The organism is Heyndrickxia sp. FW510-T9 (genome assembly GCF_058781025.1).
This window is the reverse complement of the sequence record NZ_JBYSWK010000035.1, coordinates 22,769-47,035: the sequence shown is the minus strand read 5'-3', so window position 1 is coordinate 47,035 and position 24,267 is coordinate 22,769. Positions and strand designations below refer to the sequence as shown.

General features: G+C 34.4%; 22 protein-coding genes and 1 pseudogene. 18 read left to right on the top strand and 5 right to left on the bottom strand.

Features of this window, described 5'->3' with window-relative positions:
- Positions 1–293 precede the first annotated feature (293 nt).
- Complete coding sequence (locus AC3WJF_RS16320; protein WP_492454061.1) at positions 294–1,058, bottom strand: class I SAM-dependent methyltransferase; 765 nt, start codon at positions 1,056–1,058, stop codon at positions 294–296.
- Positions 1,059–1,559: 501 nt separating this feature from the next.
- Here AC3WJF_RS16320 and AC3WJF_RS16315 point away from each other — a divergent pair.
- A complete protein-coding gene (locus AC3WJF_RS16315) occupies positions 1,560–2,084 on the top strand; it encodes a GNAT family N-acetyltransferase (protein WP_492454059.1) in 525 nt (174 codons plus the stop codon).
- A gap of 288 nt (positions 2,085–2,372) precedes the next feature.
- Here AC3WJF_RS16315 and AC3WJF_RS16310 read toward each other — a convergent pair whose 3' ends face one another.
- Positions 2,373–2,807, bottom strand: a complete 435-nt coding sequence (locus AC3WJF_RS16310; protein WP_492454058.1) for a S1 domain-containing RNA-binding protein — start codon at positions 2,805–2,807, stop codon at positions 2,373–2,375.
- Between the two features lie 262 nt (positions 2,808–3,069).
- Between AC3WJF_RS16310 and AC3WJF_RS16305 the strand changes: the two genes are divergently transcribed.
- The 6 genes and pseudogenes from AC3WJF_RS16305 to AC3WJF_RS16280 all read left to right on the top strand — a co-directional run bounded on the left by AC3WJF_RS16305 (position 3,070) and on the right by AC3WJF_RS16280 (position 7,537).
- A complete protein-coding gene (locus tag AC3WJF_RS16305; protein ID WP_492454057.1) occupies positions 3,070–3,927 on the top strand; it encodes a hypothetical protein in 858 nt (285 codons plus the stop codon).
- A gap of 638 nt (positions 3,928–4,565) precedes the next feature.
- Positions 4,566–5,684: an alanine racemase gene (alr, locus tag AC3WJF_RS16300; RefSeq protein WP_492454056.1), complete on the top strand. Its 1,119-nt coding sequence runs from the start codon at positions 4,566–4,568 to the stop codon at positions 5,682–5,684.
- Positions 5,685–5,969: 285 nt separating this feature from the next.
- Positions 5,970–6,446 carry a hypothetical protein gene (locus AC3WJF_RS16295; RefSeq protein ID WP_492454055.1) on the top strand — a complete coding sequence of 159 codons (477 nt, stop codon included), beginning with the start codon at positions 5,970–5,972 and terminating at the stop codon, positions 6,444–6,446.
- Between the two features lie 190 nt (positions 6,447–6,636).
- Positions 6,637–6,804 (top strand): annotated as a pseudogene (locus tag AC3WJF_RS16290) (IS110 family transposase); the annotation flags it as partial.
- Between the two features lie 171 nt (positions 6,805–6,975).
- Entirely contained in the window at positions 6,976–7,233 is a 258-nt protein-coding gene (locus tag AC3WJF_RS16285) for an SF0329 family protein (RefSeq protein ID WP_492454075.1), read from the top strand.
- A 52-nt stretch (positions 7,234–7,285) separates the two neighbouring features.
- Complete coding sequence (locus AC3WJF_RS16280; RefSeq protein ID WP_492454054.1) at positions 7,286–7,537, top strand: hypothetical protein; 252 nt, start codon at positions 7,286–7,288, stop codon at positions 7,535–7,537.
- A gap of 165 nt (positions 7,538–7,702) precedes the next feature.
- Here the strand turns inward: AC3WJF_RS16280 and AC3WJF_RS16275 are convergent, their stop codons facing one another.
- Positions 7,703–8,938: an IS110 family RNA-guided transposase gene (locus AC3WJF_RS16275; RefSeq protein ID WP_492454053.1), complete on the bottom strand. Its 1,236-nt coding sequence runs from the start codon at positions 8,936–8,938 to the stop codon at positions 7,703–7,705.
- Between the two features lie 332 nt (positions 8,939–9,270).
- On the opposite strand from AC3WJF_RS16275, the gene AC3WJF_RS16270 reads away from it, so the two are divergent.
- Positions 9,271–9,774, top strand: a complete 504-nt coding sequence (locus AC3WJF_RS16270; RefSeq protein WP_492454073.1) for a DUF2716 domain-containing protein — start codon at positions 9,271–9,273, stop codon at positions 9,772–9,774.
- A gap of 198 nt (positions 9,775–9,972) precedes the next feature.
- Entirely contained in the window at positions 9,973–10,230 is a 258-nt protein-coding gene (locus tag AC3WJF_RS16265) for a hypothetical protein (protein WP_492454051.1), read from the top strand.
- 199 nt (positions 10,231–10,429) lie between these two features.
- Here the strand turns inward: AC3WJF_RS16265 and AC3WJF_RS16260 are convergent, their stop codons facing one another.
- Complete coding sequence (locus AC3WJF_RS16260) at positions 10,430–10,777, bottom strand: SH3 domain-containing protein (RefSeq protein ID WP_492454049.1); 348 nt, start codon at positions 10,775–10,777, stop codon at positions 10,430–10,432.
- A 379-nt stretch (positions 10,778–11,156) separates the two neighbouring features.
- Between AC3WJF_RS16260 and AC3WJF_RS16255 the strand changes: the two genes are divergently transcribed.
- Positions 11,157–11,408, top strand: a complete 252-nt coding sequence (locus AC3WJF_RS16255) for a hypothetical protein (protein WP_492454048.1) — start codon at positions 11,157–11,159, stop codon at positions 11,406–11,408.
- Positions 11,409–12,021: 613 nt separating this feature from the next.
- Here the strand turns inward: AC3WJF_RS16255 and modA are convergent.
- Complete coding sequence (gene modA / locus AC3WJF_RS16250; protein WP_492454071.1) at positions 12,022–12,810, bottom strand: molybdate ABC transporter substrate-binding protein; 789 nt, start codon at positions 12,808–12,810, stop codon at positions 12,022–12,024.
- A gap of 156 nt (positions 12,811–12,966) precedes the next feature.
- On the opposite strand from modA, the gene AC3WJF_RS16245 reads away from it, so the two are divergent.
- The 8 genes from AC3WJF_RS16245 to ltrA all read left to right on the top strand — a co-directional run bounded on the left by AC3WJF_RS16245 (position 12,967) and on the right by ltrA (position 24,016).
- A complete protein-coding gene (locus tag AC3WJF_RS16245) occupies positions 12,967–13,902 on the top strand; it encodes a helix-turn-helix transcriptional regulator (protein WP_492454046.1) in 936 nt (311 codons plus the stop codon).
- Between the two features lie 153 nt (positions 13,903–14,055).
- Positions 14,056–14,352, top strand: coding sequence for a hypothetical protein (locus AC3WJF_RS16240; RefSeq protein WP_492454044.1), 297 nt, complete (start codon positions 14,056–14,058; stop codon positions 14,350–14,352).
- Between the two features lie 806 nt (positions 14,353–15,158).
- Positions 15,159–17,132, top strand: a complete 1,974-nt coding sequence (locus tag AC3WJF_RS16235) for a S9 family peptidase (protein ID WP_492454069.1) — start codon at positions 15,159–15,161, stop codon at positions 17,130–17,132.
- Positions 17,133–17,508: 376 nt separating this feature from the next.
- Positions 17,509–17,643 carry a hypothetical protein gene (locus AC3WJF_RS16230; protein WP_492454042.1) on the top strand — a complete coding sequence of 45 codons (135 nt, stop codon included), beginning with the start codon at positions 17,509–17,511 and terminating at the stop codon, positions 17,641–17,643.
- 475 nt (positions 17,644–18,118) lie between these two features.
- The gene (locus AC3WJF_RS16225; protein ID WP_492454040.1) at positions 18,119–19,066 is read left to right on the top strand and encodes a helix-turn-helix transcriptional regulator; all 948 of its coding nucleotides are present in this window, start codon (positions 18,119–18,121) and stop codon (positions 19,064–19,066) included.
- Positions 19,067–19,426: 360 nt separating this feature from the next.
- Positions 19,427–19,837 (top strand): VOC family protein, encoded by a 411-nt coding sequence (locus tag AC3WJF_RS16220; RefSeq protein WP_492454038.1) that lies wholly within the window; start codon positions 19,427–19,429, stop codon positions 19,835–19,837.
- Between the two features lie 674 nt (positions 19,838–20,511).
- Positions 20,512–21,279: a GNAT family N-acetyltransferase gene (locus AC3WJF_RS16215; RefSeq protein ID WP_492454036.1), complete on the top strand. Its 768-nt coding sequence runs from the start codon at positions 20,512–20,514 to the stop codon at positions 21,277–21,279.
- Between the two features lie 925 nt (positions 21,280–22,204).
- Entirely contained in the window at positions 22,205–24,016 is a 1,812-nt protein-coding gene (gene ltrA, locus AC3WJF_RS16210; RefSeq protein WP_492454067.1) for a group II intron reverse transcriptase/maturase, read from the top strand.
- The last annotated feature ends 251 nt before the right edge of the window (positions 24,017–24,267 follow it).

Below are 24,267 nucleotides of genomic sequence, written 5' to 3'. Positions count from 1 at the left end.
CCGCTTTTCGTCTGACTTCGGGCACGTTCGAAACCTCAAAACTGGTTTGATCTTTGAACTCTTCAAAGTTGTCAAAAAAGCAACAAAGTTTACGAAAAGAGCCAAATTAAAAGAACCCGTTTTAAAAAATGATTAATCAAAACGGTTTAACTCTTTGTGAAAAACTATGCAATTTTTATAATAAAGTTTGATCATTTTCTACTGTTGATCTTAAACAATCGCGCCCGTTAATTGAACAGTGTTAATTAAACAATGGGGTACTTGATTTCGTTAATCCCATATAGTTCACTGATTTACGGAGTGGCTATTATTAGTCGAAGCGCACAGGTGAAACTAGATTTCGTTCTAAACTCTCCATACTTTTTATCCCATTCACCAGATTTAAGATCATCTGAAAGCCTCTTTACAAGTTTATCTTCAACTCCTTCGGGTAAAAACCCCCAAGCTGACTGCGATAGTCGAACTTCTTTTTCCAAAAAGGCTTCAGGTCGCCCATAAAAAGCCTCCTGAAATCCATCTACACAATCAAAGGGAACCGGAATAGTTTGAACGTCACATTTCCCTCCTAGTGCTTCGGTAATGAAATCTATCGCAGGATAACGTGCTTTTTCCACCTCAATTAATTCCGGGAAATAATGAGCATTCCAAAAATCATCCAAGGCGTCCGGATCGAAGGTCATGATTAAAACTCGTTCTCGTGTAACTCTCCGTAATTCATTCAATCCTTTGCGCATGTCCGGCCAATGATGAACTGTAACCATTGCCATAGAAGCATCGAAGGAATTATCATCAAATGGCAATGAATCTGCTGTTCCGTTTATAGCTGGAACCTTTTGTGCCTCCTGACGTTGAGAACGCATAACGCTCGAAGGTTCAACTGCTATGACATATCTGTCCTCTGGTTCATATGAACCAGCTCCAGCCCCCACATTCAACACCGTTTTCGCTGAGCCTAAGGCTGCATAAACATATTCTGCGATTCTCGGATCAGTTTGTCTATATCCAGAATATTTTTGTCCATGTTTGTCATAGTTGAAAGCAGGATTATTAATTTCCATAGTATTTCCAACTCCCTTTTGAGGGTTTTCATGTCCCCAATTTGATTAGTGTCAAATAAGCAGGATTTTTTTCGTAATCTATCCCGTTAGCGGCATAATCTTATATTACTTTTACCACAGGAAATCCCTTCAGATAAAGCATATCTAAAGGGGCAAAACGGTGCAACTCTTTTCAAAACGGTTTAACTTTTTTATAAACGGTACGATTTTATTTAAAATCAACACCTAATTTCCATCACATAAACTGAAAGTATCGAACCCATTCAAAGGGTTAGTAATAGTCCTTTCAAGTAATAATTTTTTAAATAATAGGCTATTCGACTAACGGAGCTGGATAGTTCCATAAGGAAATTTATGAAATTATTGCTATAATTAACAGCATGAGGTGGTTTCTTTTTTTTCTGGTAAAGGTGCAGGTTAGTCTAAAAAGAATATGGAATTTTATGTTAGTGTATATACATAAAATTAATACATTTCAATGCTTATGTAAGGGGTGATAGAATGTTTCCTATGCTTGAAACGAAACGATTAATGTTAAGGGAATTAGTTGAAAATGACGCTCAAGATATATTAAAGTGTTTTTCGAATGATGATGTATTACGTTATTACGGTCAGAAACCTCTAACAAGTACAGAGCAGGTAAAACAAATCATTAAAAATTTCGCAGGACAATTTAAAGAAAAAAATGGAGTAAAATGGGGCATTGAACTAAAAGAAACAGGTACAATTATTGGGACCATTGGTTTACAGGAGTGGTCTTTTGAACATAAAAGAGCGAACATAAGCTATGCACTTTTCCCAGAAAAATGGGGTAATGGATATGCTAGTGAAGCTGTTGATAAAGTAATTTCGTATGGGTTTCAAGAACTTGGATTAGAGCGTATAGGTGCAGTTGTTTTTGTTGAAAATAAAGCTTCGAGTCAGCTATTAATAAAATTGGGTTTCACAAAGGAAGGTACGCTAAAAAAGTATATGTATCAAAATGATATATCATATGATACGGATGTTTACTCACTTTTAAAGTAAAGCCAATAATCTAAAATGATATATGTATTGAACAAAGCCAGCAAATAGCTTATTAAGTATTGTACTTAAACGAAACAAGTGCTTTAGTAAGACGTCAAGACTGTTATTGATGGAAGTTTTTTTAAAAAAAAGGCTATCTTTCAGGTTAAATGGAGATAAGTAGTAACCCCTCTTTCAGGAATTTTCTTAATGACCTAAGCCGAAAAAAGATAATATAAAGAAGGCAAGCCAGTTTATTATAGAGGCTTACCTTTATTTATATTAGATAGTTTTAAAAATCGTAGTACCTTACCCGCGTCTTCCGCCTCTTCCGCCCTGCTTTGCTCCAGTGTTACGTTTGAGAGTAGACAAATTCTCTTCACTAGTCTTTAAAAAACGAGCCATTTTATCTTCGAAACTTTCCTTGGGTTTGAAATTGCCTTTTGAACGACTATCCACTCTTCGCTGTCTTGGAGGGCGTTGTGAAAAAGAAGAGGTTTGTTCTTCGGGTCTATCAATAGCTTTTTTGATGGACAAGGCAATTTTTCCATCTTTCTCACTAATTACTTTTACTTCAATCAGGTCGCCTACTTTGAGATGGTCATTAACGTCCTTTACATAGCTATCTGCAACCTCACTGATATGCACAAGACCTGTTGAGCCCCCCGGTAATTCTACAAAAGCTCCAAAATTAGTAATACCTGTGATTTTACCTTGTACTTTGCTTCCTACTTCGACTGACATAAAAATTATTTTCCCTCCCAATATTGTTAAAACCACTTTATTATAACAAATTATTGAGTGAAATAATATCAACTGGAGTTATTTTCCTACCTCCTTTCGCATTCCTCCTCAACTAACCCACTTTTCCAGCTAATGATCAAGCTATCAATTTAGCGGCTTTTCTTAGTGGGGTATCGGGCCAGGTCAGTGCATGAAGGAGTTTCTATACGGAATGAAGAATTTTTAAATAAATAGTATCAAAATAGTAGAGAGGATTTGATTCATGTATTTTAAATTATTAAAAAAGTTTCTTACTATCATAATAGCTTTTTTGGTTCTGTTGTTAACGGGCTGCGAAATTCCTAAAAGATTTGTCGAAAAGAATGTGAAACTTCATTTAAAAAACTACGGCATCAACAACTACATAATACTAGGAGCAGAAAATGATGGTGAGCGTGGTTCTAGTAAGTATGGTTATGTAAAAATCAATAAACCTTATAATGTAAATGTCACGTTAGCATTTGGTAGAGGAAACAATCAATTTATTTCAGATGAAAGTGATGATGTTTATTTAGAACTATTTAAAAAAGCATATATTCAGCAGCATCCTGAAGTTTTGAAGGTATCCAATCAAATAATTAAGAAATATCATTTAATGGATAAACCAGGAGAAGTGGAACAAGAAGAATATAAACCTTTAAAAAATTATTTTCTTGACTTCAGTATTCAAAAAGACCAAGAAAATAACCTAATTAGTGAATTTAGAAAGGAACAAAATATAGATACGAGCTCATTACTAACATCGCTTGTAAGGGAAGCGGATGAATCGCCAGATCCACTAAATAATGAGGCAGTGATTAATTTCCATTATCAGTTTGATCTCTACAAAAATAAAAATAAAATCCCGAGAGTCAGTGAAATTTTAAACAATTTAAAAGAAAGTAAAGTGTTGACTGAAGGAAATTATTTTATAAATGTGGAGGTTGTTTCTAAAGACACATTGGGACTAGCCCATATATCTGATGATTATCCTGAGAATAATATTCTTTTTGAGGTAGATAAGGATGGGAATTTTAAGGAGTTACGGACATTAAAACGTATCGATTGGCTTACGTATACCGAAGTTCCAGTATCCGAGTAATATTGTAATAAAGTACGTAAAAAGACTCAATTACATAACTCCTCGAACGTGAAAGCCTACTCCTTTAGGGGTAGGATGAAAGAGAGGTCAGATACGGAGTGCCTCGAAAACGGAAGGTTTGTGGTGCTTCAAGTATCTGAAAAATATCGGAATGTCCTCCGTGTTTCTTTATCGTTTTAAAATAACTAGCTTTTCAGCTATTTGGCGCAATTCTTTAACAAAGGATGCGTCATTATTTGTTTAGGCCAAATGGTTTCACACCCTACCACAAGACCGTAAAAATACATATTTAGTGGACCTTTTGGTATTGGTGCAGATATGTGAAAATTTAACAAAGGGATGAATGTAGTATCTAATGGTTATAAGTTTAAAGACGGCCGTCCTTTAGATATTTAACTTAAGGAATATCTAAAAAGAATTATAACCAGTGAGCAAATGATTGATAATAAAAAGCTTCCATCTAGAACTCAGCTTTTTATTATCAATCAGCTTTACACCGTTCAAAAAACGGTATCCCTTATGTGATGGAAGCCTGGGATGACGAAAAATAGCCTGCTTCCCAAAGTGTACAATAGCAGGTATTTCGTTTAATTAGCTACATGACTAGATAATAAAATTTTCACCTAAAGTGAGGGAAAATGATGTATAGACCGATATGGGCTGAAATTAGCCTTAGCAATATTTCACATAATATTAGTGAATTTCGAAGAATAATACCTAACTCAACAAAAATAATGGCTGCTGTAAAAGCGAATGGTTATGGACATGGTGCTGTCGAGGTTTCCAAAAAAGCGATTGATAGTGGAGTCGATTATTTAGCGGTGGCCAGTTTAGAAGAAGCTATTGAACTACGAAAATCAGATATTCAAGCACCTATACTTATACTTGGATACACACTTCCTTCAGCTTCGAATCATGTTGTTCATTGGGATTTAACACAATCTATTTTTGATATGAAACATGCAGAAGCTCTATCAAAGTCTGGGCAGATCTTAGGAAAAAAGGCAAAGGTTCACGTCAAGGTCGATACAGGAATGGGACGATTAGGACTTCAAGCAGAAGAAGCAAGTGATTTTATCGATATCGTTTCAAAAATGGATGGGCTCTATCTAGAAGGCGTGTATTCACATTTTGCTACCGCAGATGAAGCCGACAAACGGTATGCAGAAATACAAAAGAACCGATGGAAGAGGTTATTGGAAGAATTAGAGAAACGAAAAGTTTCTATTCCCCTATTCCATATTGCGAATAGTGCTGCAACAATAGAAATGCCAGACATGACCTACGATATGGTCCGTATTGGAATTTCAATGTATGGTCTTTATCCATCTAAAGAGGTAAATAAAGCAAAAGTTAATCTTAAACAAGCGATGCAGTTAAAAACCAAAGTCGTCCATATCCAGGCACTTGAGAAAGGGTATGGTATATCATATGGAGCAACTAAAATTGAAAGAGATAAAGCCGTTATTGCAACTATACCGATTGGGTATGCAGATGGATATTCGAGGCGATTATCTGGAACGGCTTACGTTCTTATACACGGACAAAAAGCTCCTGTATTCGGTAGAATATGTATGGATTCTTGTATGATTGATGTTACTGATATTAAGGGAGTAAATATTGGTGATGAGGTGGTAGTTTATGGAGGTCAAGGAAATTATTTTATATCATTAGATGAAGTGGCAAATATGTTAGGAACCATATCGTATGAAGTTGCTAGTAATTTGGGTCAGAGGGTTCCTAGAATTTACAAATAATAAACTATCAGCAGTATTCATCATAATTATCTTTATTTTCAACAATCTGGCGCTTTTCGTTAATAAGAAGGCGTCATTTTTTCATGGACAACACATTTAGGGATTGAGTTTAATGAGGTGGAAAATAGATTGTGAAGTCTTGTACTTAAAGTAAAGGGTGATTTACTCAAATAAGAGTAAGGCCTTTTTTCTTATTCAAGTAATGGGGAGTTTAGTGAAAGAAGGAATTGTGATGTAAAACATCGAATAAAGGAAAAAAGGAATCGGGGATTGGGGAGAATGTGAATGAAAGTGAAGAAGATAATTTTGTATTGTTTTATTTTTCTACTATTTATAAATGTTGGTTGTTCCAAGAATGATCTTCATAAGTCAAAAGCGGATTTGAATACAAAGGTAAAGTCTCAAGTATTTTATTTTGGTGAAGGTAAAGAGTGGTTTGGAACTGTAACAATATCTAAAATAAAAACATCTTATTTCGAATCATTGTATATTCAGCATATTATTGATCGTACTGCAACCGTTAAGGAACAACAAGCACAACAAGCATCGAAAAATGTAGGCAAAATAGAGTATGTATTGAATCTTGGTAATCATAATTCATCTCGCAGTAGTTATCCTCAAGCCTTACAAGGTATTGGAAGCTTCCATGTAGCATCGGAATTTAATTCAGAAACATTTGATTTTAAACCATCTGATAATATTACTTTAGAGATAAAGTGGTTAGATAAGAAAGAAACAATAAAACTTAAGAAACAAGAATGATTATTTCTACTTCAACTAATGGGGGCTTTACTTCATAGGGGTAAGGGCATTTTTCTTGTTCAACTAAAGGAGCAGCATTCCTGTAATAACTGAAAATGAGATTTGAATAAAAAAAGACCTCTTGATAAGATGAACCTGTCCTAAGCTGGCCAGCTATAAAAGGACAAATACATCTATTTGGAGGCCTCTCATGAATTATTACCAAAATCATAAGTTAGCTCAAATTACACCTAAAACCTTAATAATCGGTATTGATATCGCTAAACATCATCATGTGGCTCAAGCACAAGATTATCGAGGAATGGAACTTGGATCTACTTGTTTTTTTGATAATACACAAGAAGGATTCAGAACCTTTATGGAGTGGATTAATCAAATAAAAGTGTGCTACAAAATGGATTCTGTTATCACTGCTTATCTTCGCTGTTTTACTTAATCTTTCTACCTTACTTGATAACTCTAATAGATTTGATAAGTATGAAAAGGAAGCAATCAAGCATGCCTTTCACAAAGATTATTATAACTTCAAATTAAATCAAAAAAAGTTGAAGAAATAATGAAACATGGTGTTCATGAAACAAGCCACATTACAAATAATATTTGGAACTATATCAATACTCTTTATGAGGAAGCCCTATCCTCCAACAATCCTATATATAAGGCATTTTCTTTGATTGACCGCCGTTTAGGGAAAAGGAGATTTGATAAAATTCAACTTAATGAGTTAGAACATCCTTTAGTAATTATTTTTTACTATTTGAGAAAACAATGTTTTGATAAAAAATAGTAATTTTCTTTTTAAACAAATTGGGTGCTTATGTATAGGAAGAGGGGTTAATATGATGGTTAAAAATGATTGGAGACTAACTATCCAAGAAAAATATTTGATTGGAAAAACTCTTACCCTAAAGAAATTTACCCCCACAAAAACAGACCACGAACACTGTGAGTTTTGTTGGCAGAAGATTATGGATGAAAACCACCCAGATATAATCAATGAAGCATATGCGACAGATGATGAGTATTATTGGATATGTCCTGATTGTTACAATGATTTTAAAAAGAGGTTCAAGTGGGGAAAAAGGAAATGATGCACTACCATTGTGAACCGTTTCACTTAAACTAAACCAGCTAATAGTTTGTCAATATTTTTCATTAAAAACTAAAAATCTTTCATGCTATACTAAAAATGAGCATGCTAAATAACCTTCCATTATCTAATGGAAAGTTGTGGACTGTTTAGTTAAATATAGATTTTAATCTATATCTTGGAAAGTTGTTTTGCTTTTTAACAGGGCAAAAATCCAATGTAAGAGCTTATTTACACATGCAATTATAGCTACTTTATAAGGCTTTCCTTCTTCACGCTTCTTGTCGTAAAACTCCCGCATTTTTTTGTTGCGAGGGATGATTTCATCAGTGGTTTTCTTCTTGCGACAATCACGAATTGCACAACGAACTGCCATATATAAGGCATGACGAAGCCTACTAGATCCTCGTTTTGTAATTCGATTTTTGGTGGCTGTAAACTTACCAGATTCGAATACACTAGGATCAATTCCAGCGAAAGCTACAAGTTTCTTAGGATTGTTAAATCGACCTATCTCACCAATTTCAGAAATAATCGTTGCAGCGATCTTTTCTCCGATACCTGGGATAGATTGGATGATAATATATTCTTCAATTTCTTTAGCTAGGGCGTCTATCTCTGCCTCTAACTTTGATAGATGCTCTTTGTATTGAAGAAGAATATTTATATACATACTAAGACTTAAAATATGACTCTGATAAACTGTCTTTTCAAAAGGGTTACGGGCTGCTGCAGCCTTAAGCTGAATCGCTTTTTCATTTGCCCACCTAATAGATCTACTTTTACATAATTCGTTTATTTTATTTGTAATCTCTTCTTCACTTGCCCTCAAAATATCCTCAGTAGAGCGAAACTCTGAAAGAGTTAATAGTGACACGACCGAATATAAATCACCAAAAACCCCTATATATTCAGGAAATACTTGTTCAAGTACTGCTTGAAATTGAAGTTTTGTTTGTATCATTACGCCAGTAATATTTTCATGTTGTCTTGTGAGATTTCGAAGGTTCAATAACTGGACACCACGCTTTTTATAAGGCTCTAATTCCTCTTTATAAAACAACTCACAAAGGAGATAAGCATCAATGGCGTCTGTCTTAACTTTTCTCAAACTGGACCCTCTTGCCTTATATGAAATCAATGGATTGATGATAATTAATAAATATCCTCGTTCCTCCAAGTATTGAACCACTGATGTTTGATAATGCCCAGTAGCTTCTAGTATTACTGAAGGTTTCCCCCCAGCCTCTTGTTTAACATCCTCAAGAAACGCTAAAAGTGAACTCAGCCCCTCAAGAGTATGGTCTATTTTAAAGCTCTTACGATATGGTTTGCCTTTATCTAGAAATCCTTGAACCTGACTTTCCCCTTTAGATATATCCAGACCTACGACTGGATTCATTCTAAATCTCCTCCTAAACTAGTAATTTGCCAGTAACCCCTAATTCCTCCATGCAGTATCACAGCTTCGCTTGTTATACGAGATCTACGTCCCAACCAGCCTCAATCATGTTTCTACAAGTAGGGGGCGAACAGTTTAGCTGACGGGGTCGAAGGCCCCACGGGCAGTTACGTTCTACCCTGGCTACTGATATAATAAGACCAAAATAAATAAGGTCAACCAGAAATATTTAGCATTCTGGTTAACCTTATAATACGAACGGGGCAGTTTAGCACAATAAGAAATGGTATAATTAACCTTATATGAGACTTGGTGTTTTTGGGGGGATTTATATTAATAATTGGCTTGAACTTGCACCATCTGAAGTGGAAAAAGTGTGGAAGAGAGTATATAAAGAATTTCAATATAACCCAAGTATTTCAAGGTTTCCATCGTTTGATGTGCCAGAGCCATTCATCACATACGATATTTCTACTTTCTTGAATGGGTCCCTTGATGAAAATGAATGGGATTTCCAATATGCAGACCTCGAAGAAAAAGCATTGTCATCCTTTCAAAATGTAACTTCAAATCATGAACGTTTTTATACTTTAGATTGGCAGCATCCGTGTTATTGGGTTAATCCCTTTTTAGAGTTTCCAAGAGACGAATTTAATGAATGGATTATTCCTATTTTCCCGAATGGCGATTATTATTTCTTTATTCAAAAGGATTTCAATTGGGGATTTTTAGGTCATCCCTGGGAAAAGACAATATCTATTTTCGGCAAAGAATTAATAGAAGTTTTTCATAAGGACACACCTCTAATGTTAAATACTATTTTAAGGACTGGGTGACTTTATGCTTAATGTAATAACGTGGGCATTCCTTTCGTAAGGGATGTATTTTTCTTATTGTAGTAAAGAAGTAGTTTACTTTAGTATGGAGGAGTAAATTTATAAAAAAGGTTAAATTACTCCAAGTTACAGGAAACGATTTTATAGATATAATTATCTCGATTATATTAATAAATATAATTGGAGGATGAATTTACGTTGTTTACATTTATAAAAAAATATAAAGTTCCAATACTATGGTGTTTAGGTGTAATGATTTTTCTTGTTTGTGCAACAGTTGCTCAATTTAAACCATTCACTTATAAAGGTTCTGGAATCATTGTTTTTTTTTCGTTTAATTCCATTCTTCTTGCGATGACATTTTCTGCTAAGGAAAAAGGAATGAAAAAAAGAATGATATTTTGTATTGTATTGATGATTTATTTTACTTATACAACTGTTTTACGACTTATCTAGTTATTGTTTTTTAGAGGTGTCTCTTCAAGTGTGTTTTGTACAACTACCGGGGGCATTCCTTTAATAAGGGATGTTCTTTTCTTATTGAAGTAAAGGGGCAGAAAAGTTGAAGAAGAAGTTGTTTATTAACTTCGCAATGGACGAAAAATGCGAATCAAAATGTAAAATCAGGTATTTATCCTGATTAATATAACCAGATTCATAGTTCAGATAAACAAAAAGTAGGAATCCAACCATACTCATCATTTTCTGTTTTACAGTATGTCCAATCATTTAAATGCTCTAAACCCAATAGAATATCACCTTGATTAGCTGTTAGTTCATGAGCGGAGTAATCTTTAGTAGCTATTGCTATACCATGGTTATTTGGAGTAGTTAAAATCTGCTTCGGAACCCAACCTTCTTTATTTGTAGAAATTGATTTACAAAAAATCCAATTAGGAAATTGGGTATCTTGTTTTCCATACAAAACTTCTTGTTCTTTTCTTAAGATTATTGGGTCAGGGTAATTAGATATATGACCTTTAATTACAGTGTATCGTTGCAAGGTACGACCTCTCCTTTCGTTTAAAATTATAAATGAAATTGGTAGTCTTTGCATTTTACTAATACCGTAAGAATAAAAGATACTGTATAAATTATTATAAGGGACACTCTTTGAGTCTTAGACGTTTTTAAGGACAGATTCGTTTCATTTAAAGGAAATAAATAAATTTTCACCATTAGTTAATAGGAATTGTGACATTAATATCGTTTAAAGATGAGACCATGTTGTGTAGTTTTATTAAGTGCATTCTCAACCACTGATTTCGAACATATAATAAAGCAAATCATTTTAAAATCTTATCCTAGACTTCAAGTTTACCTGTTTTAAAAATATGTTAAAGAATTGATAGACATTTTAAATTTTGAAATGGGGAAAGGATATGAAAAATTATTATTCAATTTTATCTTTAATGTTATCTATTGTTTTAATTTTATTAATGAAAATTAAAAATCAATGGGAACCTGTGCTGATCTTATTTGCCTTGTTACTTACAATAATAGGATTTGTAACTTCTTTTTTTATTAGTAAAGGCATTATTCGATGGATAGCATTAATTGGTAATGCACTTATATTTTTTTTAATAGTTGTTTTTTCAATTTTAATTTTTGTTGCATTAAAAAACTTTTCATGAAGACATATTTAATAAGTTTTGAGTACGAAGCTACTGAAGAGTAGCTTTTTTCATTGTAACAATAGGGGCAGTATAGTGGAGAAGGAATTATTGTAAAGTTCATTGGATTTTTATTGGAGAAATGCAATTAAGTAAAGATTATTTATATTATCGGAGGTTGCCAATGGATATTGATATTCGTGAAATTAGACCATTCGATTTGAAAAGAAAATAAACTTTTGCCAAGTGGTAAATGAGTGAATTTCACGGATGAATGTATCTTGAAAATAATGTTTGATATTAAAAACTCACTTCTCTTCCACATACAACAGCAATTAGAAAACCGTTATTTTGCAATGAAATTGATCAAAATGACGGTTTTCCGCTTGATTAAATATCAGCTTTTGTAATAAAGTTTAATCATTTCTTCTTCAACAAAAGCACTCGTTTTATAAGTACAATATTTCCCATTCATATTGTATTGAATAAAAAGCGACATCCCTACTTAAAGGAATGCCGATATGATCAATAAAGAACTTATGTTCATTAAGTTTAACCAAGATAACTTCATATAAATGAAATCTCAATGGATAGTCTAACAGGAGTCCGAAAAACTGTCTGTCATCTTTAATTATTATAGATCCTTAAATCCATACTTTTCTAAAGTCTTCATAGATTTATCATTTTGTAGATAATGATAGAAAAGTTGGGCTTCTTTAAGATGGTGACTATTCTTAATTACCCCTACTGGATAAATAATTGGTTCGTGTGTGTTATCATCTGCGGTAACAACAATATCTACTTTTTTAGATGTTAATGCATCTGTCTTATATACAATCCCTGCGTCAACATTGTTCGTCTCAACATATGTAAGCACTTGGCGAACATCTTTGGCATATACTACTTTCCCTTCAATAGCTTTCCAGACCCCTAAGTTATCTAATGTTTCCTTCCCATACTGTCCAGCAGGTACAGACTCGGGGGCACCAATTGATATTTTGTCCGCTTTAGTAAGGTCTTCGAATCTCTTTATCCCTTTATTTGAACCTTTTGGTACTATTAATACAAGATCATTACCTACTAAATCAGTTCCATTTTTCTTTTCAATAAGTCCATCCTGAACTAATTTTTGAAATTTGTCCTCTGCTGCTGAGAAGAAAAGGTCAACAGGTGCACCCTGAGAAATTTGTTGTTGCAATGCCCCTGATGCTCCAAAGTTAAAGTTTAATTTTATATTTGGATGTTCTTTCTCAAAGTCAGCTTTAATATCAGTCAAAGCATCCTGTAAACTTGCAGCAGCCGAAATTGTCAATTCTACTTTTTTATGTACTTCTGATGTCTTAGTTTGTTCATTGGTTGAACACCCAGAAATAACGAGTAAAAGTATCATCATAGAGAAAAATAAAAGATTTAATTTTTTCATCATCCATCCCCCATTTATAATTAGATATAATCAATTATAACTAATTATAACTAATTATAATGTAGAAAATTGTAAGAAAAATCACGTTTTTTATATATAATTATAAATATACTTTATTAAAAACATTAACTTAGAATACAAGGTGGAGGGGTGTAAATGTCAAAAGAGCTTTCCTATACGATTGAAGAGGTATCACAACTTTTGAAAGTATCAAAATTAACCCTTTATGACCTTGTAAAAAAAGGGGAACTTCCTGTATTCCGTGTAGGAAGACAGATGAGAATTGATGCAAAAGACTTGGATATGTATATTAACAGTCACAAAAACAATCAAAGTACAAAAATTCAAGCACCTGAACCGGAACTTCACCGGAATAAAACAAAGGATTCTTACAATATTGTGATTAGTGGACAAGACATGGTTCTTGATATACTTGGTAAACACATCGAGAAAAACTCACCTTATAAACCATTACGTTCTTATACCGGAAGTTTAAATAGTCTTATATCTATGTACAATGGGGAATACGATATCGTTAGTTTGCATATGTTTGACGGAGATACAGGAGAATACAATCTACCTTACATAAGGAAAATTTTAGTTAACTATCCCTATATCTTACTCAATCTACTTTCGAGAAGAGCAGGATTTTACGTTAAAAAGGGGAATCCTTTAAACCTTACCTCTTGGACTGATTTAAAACATCAGGATATCAAAATCATTAATAGAGAGAAAGGTTCAGGGGCACGGATTCTACTTGATGAGCAGCTCAGAATCCACGGAATTCCTTCTAAGGACATTAAGGGATACGACCACGAAGAATCAAATCATTTCAGTGTAGCTACCGCTGTCTCCACTGGAATAGCAGATGTTGGAGTAGGAATTGAAAAAGCTGCAAAAATGGTTGGAGTCGACTTTGTTCCATTGATAACAGAACGCTATGACTTGGTTATACTTAAAACAACCGAAACCGAACAGCTAATAAATATAGTAAAGGATATATTATCTTCTCATCAGTTTCAGACTGAGGTTAATTCCCTGGGTGATTATGATATTTCTCAAACAGGAAAGATTATTTTTGAGACATATTAAAGGGAGGCTACTGTATTCTGTAGCCTCTTTTAATTTTGATTAACTGCACCTTATTGAACTCCCTCAGTTTGATACAAATATCTCTTAAATGCTCACTTATTCGCGGATTTCATACCCCAGCTTTATATTATGTAACAAAAAAGGAGTATTTATATGAGAAAAAAGAAAACAAGTGAAATCACATTAGAAGATATTGAAAAGATAATGAAACCAAGTCTATTATCACATATTTGCTATGGACTAATGTTAATAGGGCCATACCTAAATTTTTTTAGGATAATTTTTGAAAAAAGTTATGGAGAATTACTTAAAGCTGTTATTATTACCGGGATTACTTTACCAATGTTCACATTAAATTGGGTTTGGTATTTTTATGATTTAAAGCACTATAAAACTAAATCGAAAAAGTTTTATGAGGGAATATTATCTGCTAAAGACTGTAAGTCATAACATTCTAAGAAGTGAAGTATGGGAACCATAATAGGATCTCCACTAAATATGCCATAATATCAACATTGTTCTTAAACAGAGCCAAATTTTATATAGAATAGTTATTTATTAGAAAAAGAGCAAAAAAGAATTGATGAGTTATTCAACTACGGGAGCTTGAGTGAAACAAGGAGTTGCGGCGGCATCTCCTTTTCTTATTGAGCTTAAGGGGAAGTTTACTTGAAGAAGGAATATCGATAATATAATTGTAAGAAACTTTTAAAAAATCAAGAAACGGAAAGGGTGTGGTCGAATTGTCGAGCTGGCATATTTTTTTTGTGCTTATGTGTGTCTTTTCCTTTATCAATATCCGAAGACGCAGATGGAAAAAGATAGATGTTTCTCTTGTTATCTTCTTTTATTTTTTCCTCTGCGCCTTAAGCAAACTTCTGCACAATGATTGGTTGGCACCGAACTCCGACTATGGCAACAATTATTCCATCAGCTTCATCGGGATTTTTCTCTGGTTTTTCGGTGTTGTCATGGTGAAGTTCTTTCTTAATTTTCGCCAAAAAAGAAAAACAAATAAAAAAAAGCGATGTACTGATGGGTAATGAATTTATTTATACAAGTAACGGGTAGTTTTTGTTGAGGAAGCAATAATAAAAATTATTTGTGTATATGACGAAAAGTTGAATCATTATAATCGCCATTCAACCCTAATGTCATCGTCTAAAAACGTCAAAAAAGACAAATAAGCTTGAACAAGAAATGATAAATTAATATTTTGATTATGCCTATTTGATTACAGTTACGAGGGGGGATTTATAAAAATGAATGAAAAAACATATCTAAGTATAGAAGAGATTATTTCATTACCAACCTTATCAGGTACAAATATAAGTGATGATGGCAAAAACGTAGCATTTGTTAAAAAAACAGCTAACTGGAAAGACAATACATATAGGAATCATGTATGGATATATGAAAAAGATAAGGAGCAGTGTTACCCATTAACGACTAGGGATATAGATAGTACATACCCATTATGGTCTCCAGATTCTAGAGATATCGCATACCTTAGCCCAGTTGGTGACGGGGATAATAAGAAAAATCAGATCTTTGTTAAGTCAATAGATGGTCATAGTGGGGTTCAAATTACGGGTGAGAAAGAAGGAGTCAGTAAATTTAAATGGGAGCCAACTGGCAAGGGTTTTTATTATGTTGCACAATCAAAAGAATCTGAGGCGATAAAGAAACGTAAGGAACTATATGGAGATTTCCATCATATAGGTAAGGAATACCAGAATAATAGTTTATATTACATTGAAATAGAAAAAGTGATACAAAATGATAAATATGAACACGAAAATAGCCTTGTTTATCAACTAACGGATGGTAAGGATTTTCATATCCATGAATTTGATATTTCAAATGACGGGAAAAAGGTTGTATTAATGGCTACACCAAGCCCAAATATGGCAGATTATATTAATGGAGATCTATACATACTAGATATTAAAGCTGGAAAGCTACAAAAGATGAATATAGATAAGTTGTTGGGAGGGAGCGTTTGCTTTTCTCCTGAAGGCAGCAAAATATGTTACTCAGCAAGCATAAGGGAGAAGGATTGCTATAAGACCCATATACAAGACAGTACATTAGAGATATATGATATTAATAATGGAGAGCTAATTCAGCCATTAACAGATTTTGATAGTACGGTTATTCCATTACGGTGGACAGCTAAAGGAATTTTAATTAGATGGCAGAATAAAACTAATTATCTTATTGGGTTGCTATCTGAGGATGGCACTGTGGAAATGTTAAGCGAAAAAGTAGATAGCTTTATAATGGATGCTTCTATAACAATGGATGGAAATCATATATCCTATAATAAGGCTGTTACAAATGAAATCTTTGAAATCTATTTAGATGATAAAAAAATAACGAATGAAAATAGCTTTTTCAAAGTAAAGCTTAAAAGTAACAGGGAAATAATCTCATGGCAAAGTAGTGATGGCCTTGAAATAGAGGGAGTATTATCAACCCCAGTAGAGTTTGACTCAAATAAAAAATATCCCTTATTAGTGATAATTCATGGTGGTCCGGCTTGGGCATCCTTCCCGATATTTTCAGACTGTTTTAATGAGAAATATCCTGTTGAACAGTTTATCGAAAAAGGCTTTATCGTTTTAGAACCAAACTACAGGGGAAGTTCTGGTTATGGGAATGAATTCTTAAAAGCAAACTATAGAAAACTGGGCATTGCTGACTACGATGATGTTATATCTGGAGTGGATAAACTAATTGACAAAGGGATTGTAGATAAAGATAGAGTAGGGGTTATGGGATGGAGCAATGGGGGATATATATCAGCTTTTTGTTCTACATATAGTAGTAGATTTAAAGCTATTTCAGTTGGAGGTGGAATTACTAATTGGAGTACCCACTATGTAAATACAGATATACCTTACTTTATTAGGATGTATCTAGGAAATAATCCATGGAATGATCCAGAGATATATACTAAAACATCACCAATGACATATATTAAATCAGCCTGTACTCCTACCTTAATCCAACATGGCGAAAAGGATGCAAGAATTCCAACTTCAAATGCATATGAGCTATATCAAGGATTAAGGGATATGGAAGTTGATACAGAATTAATTATATTTAAAGGAATGGCATATAGTTCTGATCAGCCTGGAATTAAAGTGGCTATTATGAAGCAGAATTTGATGTGGTTTTCACACTATATTCTTGGAGAAAGTATGAAAGATTTTAGGGTTTTATGATGAATAAATGTATATCCTCACAGGATACAAAAGGAAGCTTTTTTTCTTATTTGGCCAATGATTGTATTTTAGATTCTCCATGGTCAGAATGATTGTTTCAAATAAGAGTGATCAACGCCCTGTATTCATTATACAGGGTTAATTTTAGTTTCTTTAACTTCAGTGTATTATTCGATTGTAGGGCGCAACTGCGGAATAAGCGTCTCTTTTCTTCTTAAATTAACGGACAAGTTAGTTTAAAGAAGTAACCAACTAAAACACTCATAAATCAAATAAAAAATGTACTGAACGTTGATACTCAAACTAAATTAAATGAATAGAATGTAACTATACAACAATTATTAGTGAGGTGATTATAATAATTTGGATTTTTTTTATGATTATTGGTGTTCTTTTATTAGCTTTTACGGTTGATTTTAAGCGAAGAAGAAATAACAACACAAAAACAATCCATCCTGGTGCTAAAAAAGGTGAAGATAGTAATTTCACGATGGTAACTGGTAATGATTAATTTCATTACTTTTTTTATTTAAGGAAGGTAATCATTCACAATATGGAGAAAATCATTAATTATAATGAAAAGCTAAGGGATAGTCTTAATAGAATTATATATATTTAAAAGTAAGATTGTGAAGTAACACACTTAAAGTATATGGTGCGTTAGACGAAGAAGGATTAGTGCTTTTTTGTTGAAGTCATTAAGCTAAAGTAGCAGTTTAACAGAATTGACCGTTCCATTAATAAGAGATTCGGTTTTTCTTATTGAAGAAACAAAGCAATAGAGTTGAAGAACAAAGTTAACTTATGTTCAACATTCTTGCCAGTTAACGGAATAACTCCAACAGAAGCTTTGCCCTTATTTTGTAGAGATTCCCTCATAGCGCTGCCATTACACAGCCATGTCCAACAACTCCAGAGTCACTAAATTATCTTCTCCATTAAGATGTGGTATATTATTTTGTAATAAACTTCAAGGGGGGCAACCGATGAACAAAACAGACCGATTGTTAGCCATCGTGCTGGAGTTGCAACGTAAAGAAGTTGTACGTGCCGAAGATTTGGCAACCCTATTTGAAACTAGCGTGCGAACCATCTACCGCGACATTCAGGCGCTGAGTGAAGCTGGCGTGCCAATCATAGGTGCCCCTGGGACAGGATATTCCTTAATGGAAGGCTATTTCCTGCCCCCTATCAGTTTCACGGTACCAGAAGCTGTGAGCCTACTGATTGGAACAGACTTTATCGAACAACAATTTGATGATGATTATCGTGTCAGGGCTCAAGCCGCTCGTGGCAAAATCGAGGCCATTCTTCCGTCGGGCGTTCTCAATGAAACTTCTCATGTACTCAAGGCTATGCGTTTGCTCATTTCCGATAAACAGGTTACGCGGTCAAAAGAAAAGAAATATCTAGAAAGGATCCGTCGAGCGATATTAGACGAGCGTAAGATAAACTTTCATTATGCAAAAAGACTTGCAGATTCCGAGGGAAATCACCATAGTGTTCGTACCGTTGCTCCTTATGGATTGGTGCTCATTCAAGGATCGTGGATGCTCGTAGCTCGATGTGATCTGCGCCAAGACATTCGCCACTTCCGCTTGTCCCGAATGACGGAACTTATCGATCTGGAAGAACGATTCGAACTGCCGGCGCATTTTAACTTAAGGGAGTACACCCCTCCTGATGATAGGAACTTGCGAGTTCGCCTTCGATTTAACCATGACATCGTAGATAAAGTGAGGGAGTCGAACTATCATTATATAGAGGATATGGAAGAGCATCCAGATGGATTGTATGTGATCTTACGCGTTCGTCAACTAGACGAATTGCTACAATGGGTGCTTGGATGGGGAGCGGGAGTGATTGTATTGGAGCCCGAATCATTCCGAATTCGGATTCGTGAGGAAGCCAAAAAAATGTTAAAACACTACTGACATACTGTTGTCAGTAGTGTTTTTTTATAATCGGAGTAAGTAAACGTAAAGGAGTGGGAGATAAATGCGAATTATGTCTTGCAAAGGATAATTCATATCACTATGGACCAATTGCACAGTAGTCAGGCATGGAAGGATGGTCGTTAAACCAAAAATGGAATAATTATTGATTAAATCGAGCCTTTACAGTTTTAAACATGGGTAGAACCAACGAACGTCGGTTAACCCGCAAATTAGGTTACTTAAAATGGAAAAAACATGACTTCGTAACCTTTTGCGATTTACGATAGCATCGCTGGTACTGGCCAAAAATGATATGAAACGATATTTTATCATTTATTATAGGAAGGATGGTATCTCATGAATTTTGCTTCTGTACGCATTATTACCGACGACTTGGATCGTCTTGTTAAGTTCTATGAAAAAGTCTTGGGTGTTTCGGCGGAACGCCCCGCACCTGTCTTTGCAGAACTTGTTTTGACATCGTGCACCCTGGCAATCGGCCACTCGCAGACGGTGCCTCTGTTCGGCACTGGTTCCGCAATAGCCGCCAGCAATCACACTGTCATCATCGAATTCCGCGTCCACAATGTCGATGCCGAATACGAACGTTTAAAGCCGTTTATTGACGAGTGGGTAAAGGAACCGACCACGATGCCGTGGGGGAACCGCGCTATGTTGTTCCGTGATCCCGACGGTAACCTCGTTAACCTCTTCGAGCCGGTGACCGAGGAAGCGATCAAACGGTTCAGCGGTAGGGTTGACGGATAGTTGAAGCGAGTGAGGCCACAATTTTGAGAGTGGCAACGATTTGTAAAATATATGGCCATTTTTGGACGAATGTGCCGATATCATTTCTCTAGTGACAACATCGTCTTTCCCGGTTTGACAATGAACCATTAAGAAGCTTTTGAACTATAATCGTATGGTAAGGTATTTGATGGTGAGGCGTATAATGTATTTGACGGAGCTGTTAATTCCTAAGAAAATGAAAGAAATGCAGATTATTATTGGAGTAATAAACTTGGTAAAGATCAATTAATAGAAACTTTAATAGATGACAATATAGAAGTCTTAGAAATAGTAAAGGAATTTCCATAATAGGGGAGCGTTGATCCTAGAAGGATTGATGCTTTTTTGTTAAAGTTTTTTATTGTGCTAAAGGAGGTTAGTTGAATAGCAATGTAACATTGCTCTAAGTGTACAGTGACAAAAAAGTTGTATAATTTTACAATAAAGTCGTTTAAAAAATAATAAAGTTCTTGAAAGTATGCGAATCATTCTTTCAACAATCGGCCAGATTGTGGAGTAAATAAACAAGTACCCTTTAAGTTTTCTGAAAATTATGGGAGGATATAAAAACTGTGAACAATGTTTTATTATAATTGATTTGCTCCTATAATAAAAAAAAGCGCGCGCTGTATTTAATTTTAAGGAGCAAAGAAATGATTGCAAATCAACAATTAGTTATAAACAATCTTGAAGAAAAAATAAGAATATTCACTCATGCGGTTAATGGAAAGTTTATCAAAGAAGAAGATTTCGTTTTGGCGAATACAGAAATACCCACTGATACATTCAATGTACTTTTGCCGAATTCTTCACATATAAAAAATGCATTTAATATTAGAAGTAGTATCGAAAATATGTCTCTTAAAGAATATCCCTTTAGTACGTGGATTGACTCCCGGTATTTGAACGCTGGCTGGCAAGACCTGATGCAAGAATACGGCCTAAAAGAAGCAGAACGTAATGTAATGATGAAACTTGAAAATACTCTTAATGTCGGTCAAAGAAAGTCCCATCAGCTTATGATTACTCATGTGAGAAATTTGGAAGAACTTAAGGAATATAAAGAGGTTTTTATAAGCCTATTTGAAGGTACACCAGAAAAAGATGCGTTAGAAAATTATTTTAATAAGTTTTCTGAAGTAAATTTAGATTCTGAAATTCAAATGTTTATTGGACGCGTCGGTGAAATAACTGTATCTACTGGTTTACTAATAGATAGCAAAGAAAGTTATGGTATTTATGATGTTATGACAAAAGAAACATTTAGAAGTAAAGGATATGGCAGTGAAATGTTTCAATACCTTCTTACTCAAACAAAAGATAAACAAAAACCCGTTGTCTTACAAGCATCAAAAGATGGGAAAAATATCTATAAGCGCTTTGGGTTTATAGATGTCGGAGAAATGGTTGTATTTGAATAAGGAGATTTCTTATTAAGCTGAAAGGTGCAATAGCAAAAAATCAGAGCTGTCATTTAGACAGCTTTTTCTTATGCTACTACGAGGCAGCATTCCCGTAATGAATAAGAATTATTTCGTTAAATAAACTAAGTTTGTGAAAAAGTGTACTTAAACAAACGGGTGCGTTAATCGTGCGAAATGTTTCTGGCATAAATTGAGATTGGTAACAATACTCAGGTAAAGGTCAGACAGTTCCTGTCGGAACTGAAGGATTATATCGAAGTGCCAAATGATGGGGTAACGCCTTGAAGGGCTCTCTCTTAGTCGAATAGCACTGGATTTAGTAAGAATGATAGTGTTATAAGCTCGGCGAAAAGGCGTAAGAAATTTCCGTAGCAGTTCGGCTGACGAAAGCCTACTCGATGGAGTGGTGTAATTCATGGTGCTTGAGTTGATTGGATATGGTGAGAATGCGAAAAAGCCTATAAGAAAAGGTTAAGCTGACGAACTTCTGAATGTACGGGTCTACACGCACAATACATAGAAATGTGTATATCACTCATTGTGAGGTTAGCAGTGGATGAGTAAAACTGATTAATATGAAAGTCCATGATATGTTACAGGCATATGAACGGCTAACAGGCTTAGAGGAAGCACCTAAGTTCATTCTATAATAGATATAATTCAACGTTGTAAGCTGATAACGTGGAGGTCTTACTACCTAAGAAGCGTTGAAAAGGAAGACAATAATGAAATTAGTTATCGTATAACTCTTCTTAATATCAGTGAAAGTGGTGGCACAGTACCAATGAAAGGTCTAATCAATCTGGAGGGATAGCCACTAGACTAAAAAGAATCATTCAACCATGTATGACAGTTCTTTATCGGTTAATAAGGTTCTTGTGAGACTAATAGAGGTTCAACTCCCAAAGGAGTCACCGACTTGTTGAAACGGAAGAAACTGAGACACAATGAGTATTACGATATGCAAAATTGCTTTGATAATTTATACGCTCAAAGTGTCGATGGTCAAAATTTCTATAACTTACTGAAACTAATTAGTTCAAATGAAAATATATGTCTTGCTTATCGAAACATCAAAAGAAACACTGGGAGTAACACAGCAGGGGCAAATAAGTTAACAATTGATGACATTAAGCATTTGTCGGTAGAAGAAGTAATTGAATACATTCATAAATTGTTCCAATCATACAAACCGGAAAGTGTTCGTCGTGTTTTCATTCCTAAAGCAAATGGAAAAGTTAGACCGTTAGGAATCCCGACAATATGGGATAGGCTTATTCAACAATGTATTTTACAAGTATTAGAACCCATTTGTGAGGCAAAATTCCATAAACATAGCTATGGTTTTAGACCAAATAGAAGTACCCACCATGCGAAGGCAAGACTTGAATCGCTCATCAATATGGTGGGTCTTTATCATTGCATTGATGTAGACATAAAAGGATTTTTTGATAATGTGCACCATAGTAAATTACTAAAGCAAATATGGTCGTTAGGAATCAAGGACAAAACTTTACTCTCTATCATCTCAAAACTATTAAAAGCAGAGATTGAGGGAGAAGGTGTGCCAATAAAAGGGACCCCGCAAGGGGGAATACTTTCACCACTTTTATCGAATATCGTTTTGAATGAACTTGATTGGTGGGTAAGTAATCAGTGGGAAACGTTTAAGAGTAAACATGATTACAAACATAATGGAAGTAAAGTAAAAGAACTTAAGAAATCAAATCTAAAAGAATGTTACATCGTTAGATATGCCGATGATTTCAAGGTATTATGCCGTACTCGAACGCAAGCGATTAAAATGAATTATGCCATTAAGGATTTTCTTAAAACTAGATTATATCTTGAGACAAGTGAAGAAAAATCAAAGGTTATCAACTTAAAGAAGAATTCTTCCGAATTCCTTGGTTTTTCCTTTCGAGCAATTAGAAAAGGAAAAACAAGGTATGGATTTGTAGCACAATCAAATATGACTAAGAAAGCTAAGTCCAATGCACTCATTAAAATCAAAGATTCTATTAAGGCAATTCAGAAGAAGCCTTGTGCTGAAACTGTTTGGCATTATAATACAATCGTAATGGGTATCCAAAACTATTATGCAGCAGCTACTAACATCTCTAATAATTTAAGTGAGTTGTCCTCCCGTTTAAACAAGACTCTATATAATCGACTAAAGAACATCAGAACAGAAGCTAAGTTTGAAGAAATGACAAGTACGCTTCAAAAACGTTATAAAGGATACTCACCACAATATTTTAAGATTCAAAACATGGTGTTTGTCCCTATTTATGCCCAACGGCATAAAACAAACCTTTGCTTCTCGCAAAATGTGAGTAATTATACTGCCGAAGGCAGATCAAAAATACACAATAATTTAAAAGCGATTAATAAAAGCGTCTTAAGTTATGTCATGAAAAACTTCATTCCAAATCGAACGATTGAATATAATGATAACCGCATAAGTAAGTTCATAGCCCAGTACGGAAAGTGCGCAGTGACAGGAGCAGAACTTGGAAAAAGCGACTGGCATTGTCATCACAAGATTCCTTATTACATTTCAAAGGATGACCAATATTCAAATCTAATAGTGTTACACGAAGCTGTTCATAAACTCGTTCATCTGAAAGATGTTAATAAAATCTATACTTTGCTTGGTATTTTACTACTGAACAATAAGCAAAAGGAAAAAGTTAATGAACTTCGAAAACTATGTAAATATCACATAATTTGATTGGAAATAAACTGGCTTCACCAAGTACATAGAAACGAATGAATTGGATTAGTTGGAACGCCGTATGCGGTGAAAGTCGCACGTACGGTGTGGACAGGGGGAAAAGGGATCGATAACTTCAAACCCTTACCTATCTGTATCAAGAAGGATTAATGCCCTTTTTTGTAGAAGTTTCTTCTTGTACTAGAGGGGCAGGTTAAAGAAGAAATGTTATTATAGATACTACTAAAAGTAACAATAAGGTGGTTATT